Here is a 12,318-nt window from a genome sequence, read left to right on the forward strand (position 1 = left end):
GCCGCCGGCAGCGACGCCGAACGCGCGGAGATCTCGGACGCCTTCGCGTCCGGGCTCCAGACCAGCCAGCTGGTCGGCGCCATCGCCGTCTTCGTCGGTGGTGTGGTGGCGGCGGCACTGCTCAAGCGGGCGGAGCGGTCGGAGAAGCGCGCTGCGGGGTCCGGGGAGAAGGCGGCGGCTGAATAGCATGGTGGCGGACCGCTGAACGTGAACACACGGAGGAACGCGATGGTCAAGGCCGCCGACCGGGCCAAGAACCCGGCGCGTTCCAGTGTGTGGCTGGAGCAGCGCACCCCGCGCAAGAACGGAGGCGGCCCGGCCGGCCTCGACCGCGAACGGATCGTGACGTCCTCGATCCGGATGCTGGACGAGGACGGCCTGGCAGGCCTCTCCATGCGCAAGCTGGCGGCCGAACTGGGCGTCACGGCGATGTCCCTGTACTGGTACGTGGACACCAAGGACGACATCCTCGAGTTCGCCATCGACACCGTCTACGGCGAGATCGACCTCGACGCGGTCGACGCGGCCGGGGCCTGGCAGAACAGGGTCCGCGTCCTCGCCCTGGACTACCGGCGCATGCTGGTGCGCCACCCGTGGATGTCACCGTGCGCGGGCCAGTACCTGAACATCGGCCCGCACGCGATCGCCGTCGGCTCCAAGATCCAGGAGGCCGTCCGGGACACGGGCCTGTCGCTGAACCGGCAGCCGAGCGCGATGTCGGCGATCTTCCAGTTCGTGTACGGGTACGGGACGATCGAGGCCCAGTTCGAGCGCCGGGCGGCCGAGGCCGGCATGTCGCAGGACGACTTCTACGGAGAGTCGATCAAGGCCTTCCGCGACGACCCGCAGTTCGTCGAGGCGCTCGAACCGATTGCGGAGATCCTCGACGAACGGGCCTCGCACGGCAGCGTCAGCGAGATCTGGGATCGCGACTTCGACTACGCCCTGGATGTGCTCGTCGCGGGCATCGAGGCGATGGTGGCGCGGGAGACGTAGCAATGACGGAGCGGCGGGCCGTCCCCTGCCCGCCGCTCCGTACCCACCCCGGCCGCGCCTCCGCTCGAAGCGCGGCCGGGAGTCTTTTCAGCTCTCCTTGGTGGTGCTGGTGCTGGTGCTGTTGCTGTTGCTGCCGGTGCTGTTGCTCTTCAGGGCGACCTCCTTGATGAAGAGCGTCACCACGAAGGCGAGCAGCGCGAACGGCGCCGAGTAGAGGAAGACGTCCGCGACACCGTGTCCGTACGCGCCCTCCATGACCGTACGGATCGGGGCCGGCAGCTTGTCCATGTCCGGGATCGAGCCGGAGCCCGCCCCGCCGCCCTGGCCCATCGCCGCAGCGGCCTTCCGACCGAGCGCGGCCATGCCGTCCTGGACGTAGTGCGTGACCCGGTTGCCGAGCACCGCGCCGAGCGCCGAGACACCGATCGCACCGCCGAGGGAGCGGAAGAAGGTGACGACGGAGGAGGCGACACCGAGGTCGGCGGGGGCCACCTGGTTCTGCGTGCAGAGCACCAGGTTCTGCATCATCATCCCGAGGCCGAGACCCATGACGGCCATGAAGAGCGCGATGTGCCAGTAGGCCGTGTCGTAGCGGATCGTGCCGAGGAGGCCGAGGCCACCGGTGGTCAGGGCACCGCCGCTGACCAGCCAGGCCTTCCACCGGCCGGTCTTGGTGATGATCATGCCGGAGACGGTCGAGGAGACGAACAGACCGGCGATCATCGGGATGGTGAGGACGCCGGACATCGTCGGCGACTCGTTCCGGGCCAGCTGGAAGAACTGGCTGAAGAAGACCGTCCCGGCGAACATCGCGACACCCACGAAGAGCGAGGCGAGCGAGGCGAGGGTGATGGTGCGGTTGCGGAAGAGACGGAGCGGGATGATCGGCTCGCTCGCCTTGCTCTCGATGAGGAGGAAGAGCGCGCCGAGGATGACGGAACCGCCGACCATGACGGCCGTCTGCCAGGACATCCAGTCGTACTTGTCACCCGCGAAGGTCACCCAGATGAGGAGGAGCGACACGGCAGCGCTGATCATGAACGCGCCCGCCCAGTCGACCTTGACCTTGCGCTTCACGACCGGGAGCTTCAGGGTCCGCTGGAGGACGATGAGCGCGAGCAGCGCGAACGGCACGCCGACGTAGAAGCACCAGCGCCAGCCGAGCCAGTCGGTGTCGGTGATGACGCCGCCGATCAGCGGGCCGCCCACGGTGGCGACGGCGAAGGTCGCGCCGAGGTAGCCGCTGTACCGGCCGCGCTCACGCGGGGCGATCATCGCGGCCAGGATGATCTGGGAGAGGGCGGTCAGACCGCCCACGCCGATGCCCTGGACGACACGGCAGGCGATGAGCATGCCGGTGTTCTGGGAGAGACCGGCGACGACCGAGCCTGCGACGTAGATGATCAGGGCTATCTGGACCAGCAGCTTCTTGGAGAAGAGGTCCGCGAGCTTGCCCCAGAGGGGGGTGGTCGCGGTCATCGAGAGAAGCGCGGCGGTGACGACCCAGGTGTACGCGGACTGGCCGCCGCCGAGGTCCTTGATGATCTCCGGCAGGGCGTTGGAGACGATCGTCGAGGACAGGATGGCGACGAACATGCCGAGCAGCAGTCCGGAGAGCGCCTCCATGATCTGACGGTGCGACATGGGCGCACCGTCGGTGGGGTGGCCGCCCGCCTGTTTCGACGGGGCGGGGGTGGTCGTGGCCATGAACGTCCTTTGCTTTACGCGGGGGTGCTTGGCGGGCGGTTCGTTTCGCGGGCGGTCTTTTACGCGGAGGTTGCGAGGCGGGTTGCGAGGCGGGGCCTGCGTGCGTCGCTACGCGTGGTGGGCCCGGCAGTCGCCGAAGGAGTCGCGGAGACGGGCCAGGAGGTTGGTGAGGAGTTCGACGTCGTCGTCGGACCAGTCCGCGAGGTTGCGGGTGAGCATCACCGTCAGCCTGCGGTCGAGTTCGTCCAGCTTCGCCCTGCCCTCGGCGGTGAGGTGCAGGATGCGGGAGCGCTTGTCGGCGGGGTCGGGAAGCCGTTCGACCCAGCCGCGCTCGACGGTGTGGGAGACGTGGCGGCTGCTGACGGACATGTCGACGGCCATGAGCTCGGACATCCGGCTCATCCGCATGTCCCCGTTCCGCTTGAGCAGGGCGAGGACGATGGCTGACCCGCTCGGGCAGTCGGCCGGGAGTGACCGGGCCATGCCGCGTTTGACCGCGCCGATGGCGCTGACCTGACGGGCGAGGTTCTCGTACCGGTTCGGCTTGTCCACCACACGACCTCATCGACGTCACACATCTTGTTGCTTAGGGCAACCATAGAGATGGATGGTTGCTCCAGGCAAACTAAATCGGTCAAACCGCGCTAAAGAATCGGCAAAGGTGAAGGTTGAGGGCTGGGGGCTGGGGGCTGGGGCTGGGGTGCGGAGACCGGCGGGGGGATCGGTGGCCGATCCGTGCTGGATCGGTGCCGGAAGCGGTCGCGGTGCGGCCGGGGCTTGGGCGGTTCACCCGGGGTTCGCTAGGGTCCAGGCTCATGGCACACAACCCCCAAGCACCGTACGGCCAGGGCTCCGGCCCCGAGGGCAACTACGACCCCGCCGGCAGCACCCAGATGTTCCGCGCCTTCGTCGACGAGGGCGCCCCGCAGGGCGGCGGCCGTCAGGCGCAGGCTCCCCAGTCCTCCGGGCCCCGCGTGGGCCTCATCGTCGGCGTGATCGCCGCGATCGCCGTCCTGGGGGCCGTGGCCTGGCTGGCCCTGGGCTGACGGGCTTCGCGGGACGGGGCCCTCGTGGGCTTCTGGTTTCCAGGGCGGTCGCGGCACAGGGCCTCGTGGGCTTCTGGCTCGACCGCCCTCGTTCCGAGTGTGGCGACCGGAGGGCGGCCGGGGCCGATGCCAACCGGCGCCCGCCTGCGCCCCGCGCCCGCGCCTGCGCCCCGCGCCCCGCGCCCGCGAACGCAACTGCCCGAAGTCGCGCCCACGCGCGGGTAAGTCCGAAATGTCAGCCGGTCATGCGGAGTTACCCCTGGTTCGGGGCAGTTGCGTTCACTCGCAGGAGAGTTGAGGCGCCCCCGGACCCCCCAGGGCGCTGGGCGAGGAACGTGGCGAAGGTCCTGGTGGCGCCTTCGGCGGGGGCCTCTGTCAGCCGTGCGGTCACCAGCAGCCGGGCAGCGTCGAGGACTTCGGCGAGTTGGTCGGGCGGTAGAAGGTACGACGTGTACGACACCGGAAGGCCGCCGTAGGCCTCTGTCGGCCGGAAGTGCTCCCCCGCCCCCACATGGCCGGCGAGCATCAGATGGCCTCCGGGCGCGAGCGCGCGGCGGAACTCACCGAACACGACCGGCAGCGCCGCCGGGTGCGTGTGGTGGGTGGAGTAGTAGGCCAGAATGCCGCCGAGCGATCCGTCCCGGACCGGCAGAGCGGTCATCGAGCCGACGGTGAAGCGCAGGTACGGATACGCCTGACGGGCCTGCCCGACCATCGCCGACGACAGATCGAGCCCGAACACGTCCGTCACTCCCCGCTCGGCCAGGTAGGCCGTCACCTTTCCGGGCCCGCACCCCACGTCCGCGACGGGTCCGAGCCCAGCCGTCCCCACGACCTCGGCGAAGGCGTCCAACATCCCGCGCGACAGCGCATCCAGCTGAGCCGGGGAGGGGACGAGGTCGACATAGGCGGCGGCCACGGTGTCGTACGACTCCCGGACGGCGGCGAGGTGGGAGAGATCGGGCACGCCGAGGACTCTAGACCGGTGGCAGGGCGGTGGGGCGTGCGACGACGGAGCGCCCACGAGGCGTCGGCGTCGGACCGAGGGTCATTCGTTCCACGTCGCCGTGACCTTCTGCGTGTCGACGCGCATGCCGAGCGGCACCCGCCAGGAGTCCACGCAGACGGTGTACGTGTGCGTCCGCGCCGTCCCCGGGGCGATGGGCGTCGGCAGCGGTTGGGCCGATTCGATCGTCGCCCAGTCGACCCCCAGCGCGCCGATGATGTGCGTCGCGAAGGTGACCGTGCCCGACGTGGCCGCCGTGCCGCCCGTGTTGCGGAAGGTGACCGTGACGCGCTCGCACCAGCGCTTGTCCGCGTCCGTGAGCACCGGGGCCGAGAGCGTCAGCGTCGCGGGGGTTGCCGGAGGGGCAGGGGTCGTGGGTGGGGGTGGTGTGGTCGTGCCCGGGGGTGGAGCGGTTGCCGTGCGGGGCGGGGTCGTGGCTGGGGGCGGGTCTGGTGGCGTGCGGCCGGGTGCACTCGTACCCGTACCGCCGTCGGTACCGCTACCCGTACCGCTGCCCGAGTCGCTCCCCGTACCGGCGCCGCCCGGCGGTGCCGGTGTCGTGCCGGGTGGTCGTGGTGACGGCGACGACGTGCTCGACGTCGTGCCGCTCGCGGACGGGGACGGGCCCGTGCCGTCCAGCGGGACCAGCGTGACCGATCCCGACGGCGCGACCGCGTCCTTGGGGGGCGCGCCCGCGCCGACCGCCGCGTAGCCCTCGTCGTCGCCGGTGCCGCACGCGGTCAGCGCTCCGCCGAGGCAGAGCGCGACCACTGTCAGAAGGGGGCCCTGTCGTCGCCGCATGGAGACCAGTGTTGCTGACGTAGCGTCAGTTGGGAACGGGAGTTGTGGATTTCAGTCCGCGATCAGGCCCTGTCGCAGCTGCGCCAGCGTCCGCGTCAGGAGGCGCGAGACGTGCATCTGGGAGATGCCGACCTCTTCGCCGATCTGCGACTGGGTCATGTTGGCGAAGAAGCGGAGCATGATGATCTGCCGCTCGCGGGGCGGGAGTTTGGCGAGAAGGGGCTTGAGGGACTCGCGGTATTCGACGCCCTCCAGAGCCGTGTCCTCGTAGCCGAGCCGGTCGGCGAGGGAGCCTTCGCCGCCGTCGTCCTCAGGGGAGGGGGAGTCGAGCGAGGAGGCGGTGTACGCGTTGCCGACGGCGAGGCCGTCGACGACGTCCTCCTCCGACACCCCGAGCACGGCGGCGAGTTCGGGGACGGTCGGGGAGCGGTCGAGCTTCTGGGCCAGTTCGTCGCTGGCCTTCGTGAGGGCGAGGCGGAGCTCCTGGAGGCGGCGCGGGACGCGCACCGACCACGAGGTGTCACGGAAGAAGCGCTTGATCTCGCCGACGACGGTCGGCATCGCGAACGTCGGGAATTCCACGCCCCGTTCGCAGTCGAAGCGGTCGATCGCCTTGATCAGGCCGATGGTGCCGACCTGGACGATGTCCTCCATCGGCTCGTTTCGGGAGCGGAAGCGGGCCGCCGCGTACCGCACGAGCGGCAGGTTCAGCTCGATGAGGGTGTCGCGGACGTACGTCCGCTCGGGGCTGTCCGCGGCGGCGCCTTCGTCGTCCAGGGCGCGCAGCCGCAGGAAGAGGGAGCGGGAGAGCGTGCGGGTGTCGATGGCTTCCGGCGTGACGACGATCGGCGCGGGGGCCTCGACGGTCTCGGCCGACGGCTGGACGGGCATCGACACGGGCATCGATACCGGCGTCGCCGCGGGCGTGAGCGTGAGCACCTTCGAGCTGCCCTGTTCTGCGGACATGCCACCCCCTTGAGGTCGCGGACGGTCGCGGCGGCCACGACCATCGGAGGAACGCAGCCTCCACCTGAATACCGGAGGCGGGGCTGCGGCAAACGCGGTTCCAGCAGAATGTCACATGTCGGCAACACGCTGTAGTGACTTGTCGACATGGCGTGGGTGAATATCCGCAGGAAACAAGGGGTGTACGGCATTTGGGGCGGCGGAAATCCCGTCAGGACTGCTCCGAACCGGTCTACCCGTTTCAGCTACGCCTCGATCCTGTTTGCGGATCTCAATCGGGCGAAGCTGCGGGCGAGGAGCCTTGACACATGCATCTGGGAGACGCCGAGTTCCTGGCTGATCTGGGACTGCGTCAGGTTGCTGTAGTAGCGGAGCATCAGGATCCGCTGCTCGCGCTCGGGCAGCTGTACGAGCAGGTGCCGTACGAGATCGCGGTGTTCGACCCCGGCGAGCGCCGGGTCCTCGTAGCCGAGCCGGTCGAGGAGTCCGGGCAGTCCGTCGCCTTCCTGGGCCGCCTCCAGGGAGGTGGCGTGGTACGAGCGTCCGGCCTCGATGCAGGCCAGTACCTCGTCCTCGCCGATCTTCAGGCGTTCGGCGATCTCGGCGGTGGTGGGGGAGCGGCCGTGGGCCGTGGTGAGGTCCTCGGTGGCGCCGTTGACCTGGACCCAGAGCTCGTGGAGCCGGCGGGGCACGTGCACGGTGCGAACGTTGTCGCGGAAGTACCGCTTGATCTCGCCGACGACGGTGGGCATCGCGAAGGTCGGGAACTGCACGCCCCGGTCGGGGTCGAAGCGGTCGATGGCGTTGATGAGGCCGATGGTGCCGACCTGGACGACGTCCTCCATCGGCTCGTTGCGGGAGCGGAAGCGGGCCGCCGCGTACCGCACGAGGGGGAGGTTGGCCTCGATCAGCGCCCCGCGTACGCGGTCGTGTTCGGGGGTGCCCGGCTCAAGCTCCTTGAGCTGTCCGAAGAGCACTTGCGTCAACGCGCGGGTGTCGGCGCCCCGGGTGCTCTGGGGTCGGGTGCTCTGGGGCCGGTGGGGCTGGGGCTGGTGGGGCTGGGGCTGGTGGGACTGAGGCCTGTGGTTCTCCGGCCGAGGGCGCGCGGCGTCCGGACCGCCGGCCTCGTTCTGGGGCGGGACTTGAGGCGCTGTACTGGCCGGCACGTTCACGCCACCCCTTTTGCTGGTCAACTACGGTCAACTCATCCGTCAAAAGCGGTCATAGCATCACAAGACATGTCCACTGTGTGCAAGCACCGCATAGCAACGTGTTGACGGCGTCGCGACGGACGCGGACACCAGGAAGGCCCCCCGCCATGACGGCGGGGGGCCTTCCGGAAAGTGAACGGGCGCGCTCTAGAACGCGTAGTCCGCGATCACCCACGTGGCGATCTCACGCCACAGGGCGACGCCCGCCTGGTGGGCGGGGTGCTCCAGATAGCGCTGGAGCGCATCGGCGTCCTCGACGGCCGAGTTGATGGCGAAGTCGTACGCGATCGGGCGCGCACTGACGTTCCAGCCGCACTCCCAGAACGCCAGCTCCGGGATCTCCTTCTCCAGCCCGTCGAACGCCGCGGCGGCGGCCAGGGCACGAGGGTCGTCCTTCGCGACGCCCTCGTTGAGCTTGAACAGGACCAGATGGCGGATCACAGCAGGACTCCTCGTCGGTGGTTCTAGTTGACGAGTTCGGTCATGAACTCGCCGACGCCCTGTGCGGCGGACGATATGCCCTCGAACCCTACCTGGACGAGATCGGCGGCCCTGTCGGGGGAATTGATGATCGTGTACAGCACGAAGACCACCACCGCGTACAGCGCGACCTTCTTCGCTTGCGCCATCTGCCGCGCCCTCCCCTGTCTGTGCCCCTGCGTGGACGCGTGAGTCTAACCGAGCCACTTCAGCCACTTCACCGGGTCTTTATGGACCAAGGGCCCGGAGATCGGGGCCTTTTGCCGCCCCCCGGAAGGGTGACGGCAGAGCAGTATGGATGTCGAGCCCGGCGGATCTGGCAGGAATCCGACGGGCCGAGGAGCCGGCCCTCACTGCGGGGTCCGCGCCGCGAGCTTCCCCCTGACTGCGGCGCTGGACTTGCAGGACCGGTTCTCATCGGGGGGAGCGGCTTGTCCCCCCGATGCCGCTCCCCCCGTCCAGCGAAGAAGGCCCCGGCCGCCCGCACACGCGTGACCGGGGCCTTCCGCCGTCCGTGCGCGCCCGGCGTACGGACGGAGTACGGATACGCCGAAGGGCCCGGTGCGATGCACCGGGCCCTTCGATCGAAGCGGTAGCGGAGGGATTTGAACCCTCGGTGACTTGCGCCACACTCGCTTTCGAGGCGAGCTCCTTCGGCCGCTCGGACACGCTACCGAGAGAGAGCTTAGCCCAAACATGCCGCTGCGATGAAATCCGTATCGATCCCCAGGTCGACGGGGCGGTCAGCGGGTCCGGAAGAACGCCGTGAGCTGCGCCGAGCACTCCTCACCGAGGACGCCCTGGACCACCTCGGGACGGTGGTTGAGCCGCCGGTCCCGTACGAGGTCCCAGAGCGAACCGGCCGCGCCCGCCTTCTCGTCGAGCGCGCCGAACACCAACCGCTCGACCCTGGACTGCACGAGCGCGCCGGCGCACATCACGCAGGGCTCCAGGGTCACGACGAGCGTGCAGCCGGTCAGCCGCCACTCCCCGGTCGCCGCCGCGGCCCGGCGCAGGGCCAGGACCTCGGCGTGGGCGGTCGGGTCGCCGGTCGCCTCGCGCTCGTTGTGCCCGACGGCCAGGACCGCGCCGTCCGCGGACAGCACGACCGCGCCGACCGGTACGTCACCGGCCAGCGCGGCCAGGTCGGCCTCGGCGAGCGCGCGCCGCATGGGCACCCGCCAGGGATCCCGTACGGGATCGGCGGCGGGTGCGGGGTCGGGCACGGATGCGGGATCGGGTACGGGCACGGGTTCGGAGTCGGTCACCAGGTCGGTCACGGAGTCGGGGACGGGGTCGGTCATGAGGTCGGGACCGCAGTCGTCACGAGGTCGGGCCCGCAGTCCGGCACGGAGTCGGGGACGAGGTCGGGTACTGCTTCGGTCACTAGCGGACGGTCTCCAGAACCTCCGCGGCGCCCAGGGTGTCCGCGATCTCCGCCAGCGCGTCGCTCGCGAGCTCCTGCAGCTGGCTCTCGGACATGCCGAGGTCCGCGAGGATCAGCCGGTCGCCGACGGGCGCGGCGGGGACGGTGTCGGCGGACGCGACCGCCTCGTCCTCCTCGTCGTCCCGGTCGAGCGGCTCGCCGTCCTCGGTGCCGTCGAGGTTCAGGTCTTCCAGGGTGTCGGCGTCGTCCAGGTCGTCCCCGAGGATCTCCTTGGTGAGGATCTCCCCGTACGAGGAGCGGGCGGCGGCCGCCCCGTCCGACACGTAGATGCGAGGGTCGTCCTCGCCCTCGATCCGGAGGACGCCGAACCAGGCGTCCTCCTGTTCGATGAAGAGGATCACCACGTCGTCGTCGACCGAGGCCTCGCGGGCCAGGTCGATGAGATCCGACAGGGTCTCCACGTCGTCGAGCTCTGTGTCGCTCGCTTCCCACCCGTCTTCGGTGCGCGCGAGCAGTGCGGCGAAGTACACCGTGACTCTCCCACTGATCAGAGGTGTGACGATCCGGCGGCGCGCTCCTGATGCCCCGCCCAATCGGCATCGTGGCAGAAACAGCGGCTTCAGGAGAGGTCTTCGGCTCTTGCGTCGTGCATCAGTCTGATCGACACGCCGACGGGCGGCGTACGAACCCGGCGCACGGCCCCGGCGCACAGGCGGCGCACACGGGGTGCCGGGCGCCGCCGCCGTCACCAGCGGAAGGTCCGCATCCGCATGGCCTGGCGCATCCGGGCCGCCCGCGCGCGCCGGGGCTGTACGCGGTCGCGCAGCGCCTTCGCCTCGTGCAGCTCGCGCAGGAACTGGGCGCGGCGCCTGCGGCGCTCCGCGTCCGTCTCGGGCGGCGTGTCACCGCCTCCTATGTTCGCCGGGTCTTCCGGGTCGGGCATGGGCCACCACCCCACGACTGGGTCCTTGCCCCCACCTTCCCTCCAGGGCGTGGGTTGATGCCAGTGCGGGCTACTGTTGGGGTCATGCGTCTCCACGTCGTCGATCACCCGCTGGTCGCCCACAAGCTCACCACTCTGCGCGACAAGCGCACGGACTCCCCGACCTTCCGCCGGCTCGCCGACGAGCTGGTCACCCTGCTCGCCTACGAGGCCACCAGGGACGTGCGCACCGAGCAGGTCGACATCGAGACCCCCGTCACGCCGACGACCGGCGTGAAGCTGTCGTACCCGCGGCCGCTGGTGGTCCCGATCCTCCGCGCCGGTCTCGGCATGCTCGACGGCATGGTGCGGCTGCTCCCGACCGCCGAGGTCGGTTTCCTCGGCATGATCCGCAACGAGGAGACGCTGGAGGCGTCGACCTACGCGACGCGGATGCCGGAGGACCTCTCGGGCCGCCAGGTGTACGTCCTGGACCCGATGCTGGCGACCGGCGGCACGCTCGTCGCGGCGATCCGGGAGCTGATCAAGCGCGGTGCGGACGACGTCACCGCCGTCGTGCTGCTCGCCGCCCCGGAGGGCGTCGAGATCATGGAGCGCGAGCTGGCGGGCACGCCGGTGACCGTCGTGACGGCCTCGGTCGACGAGCGCCTCAACGAGCACGGCTACATCGTGCCGGGGCTCGGTGACGCGGGCGACCGCATGTACGGCACGGCCGACTAGTCGCTGGTCAGCACTTCGCGGCGGGCGTGGGCCTGGGCTTGTTCAGAGCGACCAGGGCCGCGTCCGCCGTCGCTTTGGGGTCCAGGTTCTTGAACGCCGTACCGATGATCAGGTCCAGGTCCGCCGTCGCGCGGCCGTCGGTCTTCGTCGCGGCGCCCTTGAGCTGCGTCCCGAGGACGGAGAACGCGCCCTTGGTGGCCCCGGGGGCGCCGAGCAGGATCGCCGCGCCGGGGACCTTCTTGTCGTACGCGGCGGGGGCGTTGCCGACCTTGCCGATGACGAAGCCGCGCTTCTTGAGCTCGTCGGCGGTGGACTTGGCCAGGCCGCTGCGCGGGGTCGCGTTGTAGACGTTCACGGTGATCTGCGCGGGTTTGGGCAGCGCGGCGACGGGCGCGGCCGTCGGCTTGGGGGCCGGTTTGCAGTCGCCGCCCCGGCCGGCGGTGGTCTTCGTGTCGCCGCTGCCGCCGGAGAACACGTCGACGAGCTGGAACGTGCCCCACCCGGCGGCGCCGAGTACGACCACGGCGGCTCCGGCCGCCATGACGATCCTGCGGCGGCGGGGGCGGCGCATGCGCGGGTAGGTGTCCCCCGTGATGCGGTACTTTCCGCCCATTCCGGGGGGTGTGAGCATGCTCATGGACGCAGCGTAATGCCGCTGCCCAAGGATGCCTACTGGATGATCATGTGATCGCGTCCGGATGGGCGGGAAGTCCCCCGAAAGGGTCAGTGGACGGCCGTCCGGGGGGTCAGTCCATCTCCAGGACGCGGGCGTGCAGCACCTGTCGCTGCTGGAGCGCCGCGCGCACGGCGCGGTGCAGCCCGTCCTCGAGGTAGAGGTCGCCCCGCCACTTCACGACGTGCGCGAAGAGGTCGCCGTAGAAGGTGGAGTCCTCGGCGAGCAGCGTCTCCAGATCCAGCTGGCCCTTGGTGGTGACCAGCTGGTCGAGGCGGACCGGGCGCGGGGCGACGTCCGCCCACTGCCGGGTGCTTTCCCGGCCGTGGTCGGGATATGGCCGGCCTTGTCCGATGCGCTTGAAGATCACACGGAAAGCCTA

At 70.1% G+C, this 12,318-nt stretch carries 16 protein-coding genes, 1 tRNA gene and 1 pseudogene; 4 read left to right on the forward strand and 14 right to left on the reverse strand.

Annotated elements, in window-relative coordinates:
* Positions 1 to 186: pseudogene (locus tag ACWF79_RS24080) on the forward strand (MFS transporter); the annotation flags it as partial.
* Between the two features lie 42 nt (positions 187 to 228).
* Positions 229 to 996 (forward strand): TetR/AcrR family transcriptional regulator, encoded by a 768-nt coding sequence (locus tag ACWF79_RS24085; RefSeq protein ID WP_453730268.1) that lies wholly within the window; start codon positions 229 to 231, stop codon positions 994 to 996.
* A gap of 87 nt (positions 997 to 1,083) precedes the next feature.
* Here ACWF79_RS24085 and ACWF79_RS24090 read toward each other — a convergent pair whose 3' ends face one another.
* Both ACWF79_RS24090 and ACWF79_RS24095 read right to left on the reverse strand, forming a co-directional pair.
* Positions 1,084 to 2,703: an MDR family MFS transporter gene (locus tag ACWF79_RS24090; protein WP_453730211.1), complete on the reverse strand. Its 1,620-nt coding sequence runs from the start codon at positions 2,701 to 2,703 to the stop codon at positions 1,084 to 1,086.
* A gap of 108 nt (positions 2,704 to 2,811) precedes the next feature.
* Complete coding sequence (locus ACWF79_RS24095) at positions 2,812 to 3,255, reverse strand: MarR family winged helix-turn-helix transcriptional regulator (RefSeq protein ID WP_453730212.1); 444 nt, start codon at positions 3,253 to 3,255, stop codon at positions 2,812 to 2,814.
* 263 nt (positions 3,256 to 3,518) lie between these two features.
* Here ACWF79_RS24095 and ACWF79_RS24100 point away from each other — a divergent pair, with 263 nt between their 5' ends.
* Positions 3,519 to 3,749, forward strand: a complete 231-nt coding sequence (locus tag ACWF79_RS24100) for a hypothetical protein (RefSeq protein ID WP_453730213.1) — start codon at positions 3,519 to 3,521, stop codon at positions 3,747 to 3,749.
* Positions 3,750 to 4,002: 253 nt separating this feature from the next.
* Here the strand turns inward: ACWF79_RS24100 and ACWF79_RS24105 are convergent, their stop codons facing one another.
* The 10 genes from ACWF79_RS24105 to ACWF79_RS24150 form a co-directional block, all read right to left on the reverse strand.
* Entirely contained in the window at positions 4,003 to 4,716 is a 714-nt protein-coding gene (locus ACWF79_RS24105) for a class I SAM-dependent methyltransferase (RefSeq protein ID WP_453730214.1), read from the reverse strand.
* 81 nt (positions 4,717 to 4,797) lie between these two features.
* Positions 4,798 to 5,556, reverse strand: coding sequence for a hypothetical protein (locus tag ACWF79_RS24110; RefSeq protein WP_453730215.1), 759 nt, complete (start codon positions 5,554 to 5,556; stop codon positions 4,798 to 4,800).
* Between the two features lie 51 nt (positions 5,557 to 5,607).
* Positions 5,608 to 6,522 (reverse strand): RNA polymerase sigma factor SigF, encoded by a 915-nt coding sequence (locus ACWF79_RS24115; RefSeq protein ID WP_453730216.1) that lies wholly within the window; start codon positions 6,520 to 6,522, stop codon positions 5,608 to 5,610.
* Positions 6,523 to 6,767: 245 nt separating this feature from the next.
* Positions 6,768 to 7,694: an RNA polymerase sigma factor SigF gene (locus ACWF79_RS24120; protein WP_453730217.1), complete on the reverse strand. Its 927-nt coding sequence runs from the start codon at positions 7,692 to 7,694 to the stop codon at positions 6,768 to 6,770.
* 186 nt (positions 7,695 to 7,880) lie between these two features.
* Complete coding sequence (locus ACWF79_RS24125; protein WP_453730218.1) at positions 7,881 to 8,174, reverse strand: Dabb family protein; 294 nt, start codon at positions 8,172 to 8,174, stop codon at positions 7,881 to 7,883.
* A 23-nt stretch (positions 8,175 to 8,197) separates the two neighbouring features.
* Entirely contained in the window at positions 8,198 to 8,362 is a 165-nt protein-coding gene (locus ACWF79_RS24130; protein WP_355110869.1) for a hypothetical protein, read from the reverse strand.
* A gap of 441 nt (positions 8,363 to 8,803) precedes the next feature.
* A tRNA-Ser gene (locus tag ACWF79_RS24135) sits at positions 8,804 to 8,888 on the reverse strand.
* Between the two features lie 68 nt (positions 8,889 to 8,956).
* Positions 8,957 to 9,385 carry a tRNA adenosine(34) deaminase TadA gene (gene tadA, locus ACWF79_RS24140; protein ID WP_453730269.1) on the reverse strand — a complete coding sequence of 143 codons (429 nt, stop codon included), beginning with the start codon at positions 9,383 to 9,385 and terminating at the stop codon, positions 8,957 to 8,959.
* A 214-nt stretch (positions 9,386 to 9,599) separates the two neighbouring features.
* Positions 9,600 to 10,130, reverse strand: coding sequence for a tRNA adenosine deaminase-associated protein (locus ACWF79_RS24145; RefSeq protein ID WP_453730219.1), 531 nt, complete (start codon positions 10,128 to 10,130; stop codon positions 9,600 to 9,602).
* 215 nt (positions 10,131 to 10,345) lie between these two features.
* Complete coding sequence (locus ACWF79_RS24150) at positions 10,346 to 10,543, reverse strand: hypothetical protein (protein ID WP_453730220.1); 198 nt, start codon at positions 10,541 to 10,543, stop codon at positions 10,346 to 10,348.
* Between the two features lie 84 nt (positions 10,544 to 10,627).
* On the opposite strand from ACWF79_RS24150, the gene upp reads away from it, so the two are divergent.
* Positions 10,628 to 11,263 (forward strand): uracil phosphoribosyltransferase, encoded by a 636-nt coding sequence (upp, locus tag ACWF79_RS24155; RefSeq protein ID WP_361435637.1) that lies wholly within the window; start codon positions 10,628 to 10,630, stop codon positions 11,261 to 11,263.
* Between the two features lie 7 nt (positions 11,264 to 11,270).
* On the opposite strand, the gene ACWF79_RS24160 is transcribed toward upp, so the two are convergent.
* Both ACWF79_RS24160 and ACWF79_RS24165 read right to left on the reverse strand, forming a co-directional pair.
* Positions 11,271 to 11,900, reverse strand: a complete 630-nt coding sequence (locus ACWF79_RS24160; RefSeq protein ID WP_453730221.1) for a LytR C-terminal domain-containing protein — start codon at positions 11,898 to 11,900, stop codon at positions 11,271 to 11,273.
* A 109-nt stretch (positions 11,901 to 12,009) separates the two neighbouring features.
* Entirely contained in the window at positions 12,010 to 12,306 is a 297-nt protein-coding gene (locus tag ACWF79_RS24165; protein WP_260230859.1) for a type II toxin-antitoxin system VapB family antitoxin, read from the reverse strand.
* Positions 12,307 to 12,318: the final 12 nt, after the last annotated feature.

This window comes from Streptomyces sp. NPDC054975, assembly GCF_053609105.1.

Bases quoted from the DNA above. Each gene is read 5' to 3' on its own strand.
- ACWF79_RS24085 (WP_453730268.1), top strand. From the start codon at position 229: ATGGTCAAGGCCGCCGACCGGGCCAAGAACCCGGCGCGTTCCAGTGTG.
- ACWF79_RS24090 (WP_453730211.1), bottom strand. From the start codon at position 2,703: ATGGCCACGACCACCCCCGCCCCGTCGAAACAGGCGGGCGGCCACCCC.
- ACWF79_RS24100 (WP_453730213.1), top strand. From the start codon at position 3,519: ATGGCACACAACCCCCAAGCACCGTACGGCCAGGGCTCCGGCCCCGAG.
- ACWF79_RS24110 (WP_453730215.1), bottom strand. From the start codon at position 5,556: ATGCGGCGACGACAGGGCCCCCTTCTGACAGTGGTCGCGCTCTGCCTC.
- ACWF79_RS24115 (WP_453730216.1), bottom strand. From the start codon at position 6,522: ATGTCCGCAGAACAGGGCAGCTCGAAGGTGCTCACGCTCACGCCCGCG.
- ACWF79_RS24130 (WP_355110869.1), bottom strand. From the start codon at position 8,362: ATGGCGCAAGCGAAGAAGGTCGCGCTGTACGCGGTGGTGGTCTTCGTG.
- tadA (WP_453730269.1), bottom strand. From the start codon at position 9,385: ATGCGGCGCGCGCTCGCCGAGGCCGACCTGGCCGCGCTGGCCGGTGAC.
- ACWF79_RS24150 (WP_453730220.1), bottom strand. From the start codon at position 10,543: ATGCCCGACCCGGAAGACCCGGCGAACATAGGAGGCGGTGACACGCCG.
- upp (WP_361435637.1), top strand. From the start codon at position 10,628: ATGCGTCTCCACGTCGTCGATCACCCGCTGGTCGCCCACAAGCTCACC.
- ACWF79_RS24160 (WP_453730221.1), bottom strand. From the start codon at position 11,900: ATGAGCATGCTCACACCCCCCGGAATGGGCGGAAAGTACCGCATCACG.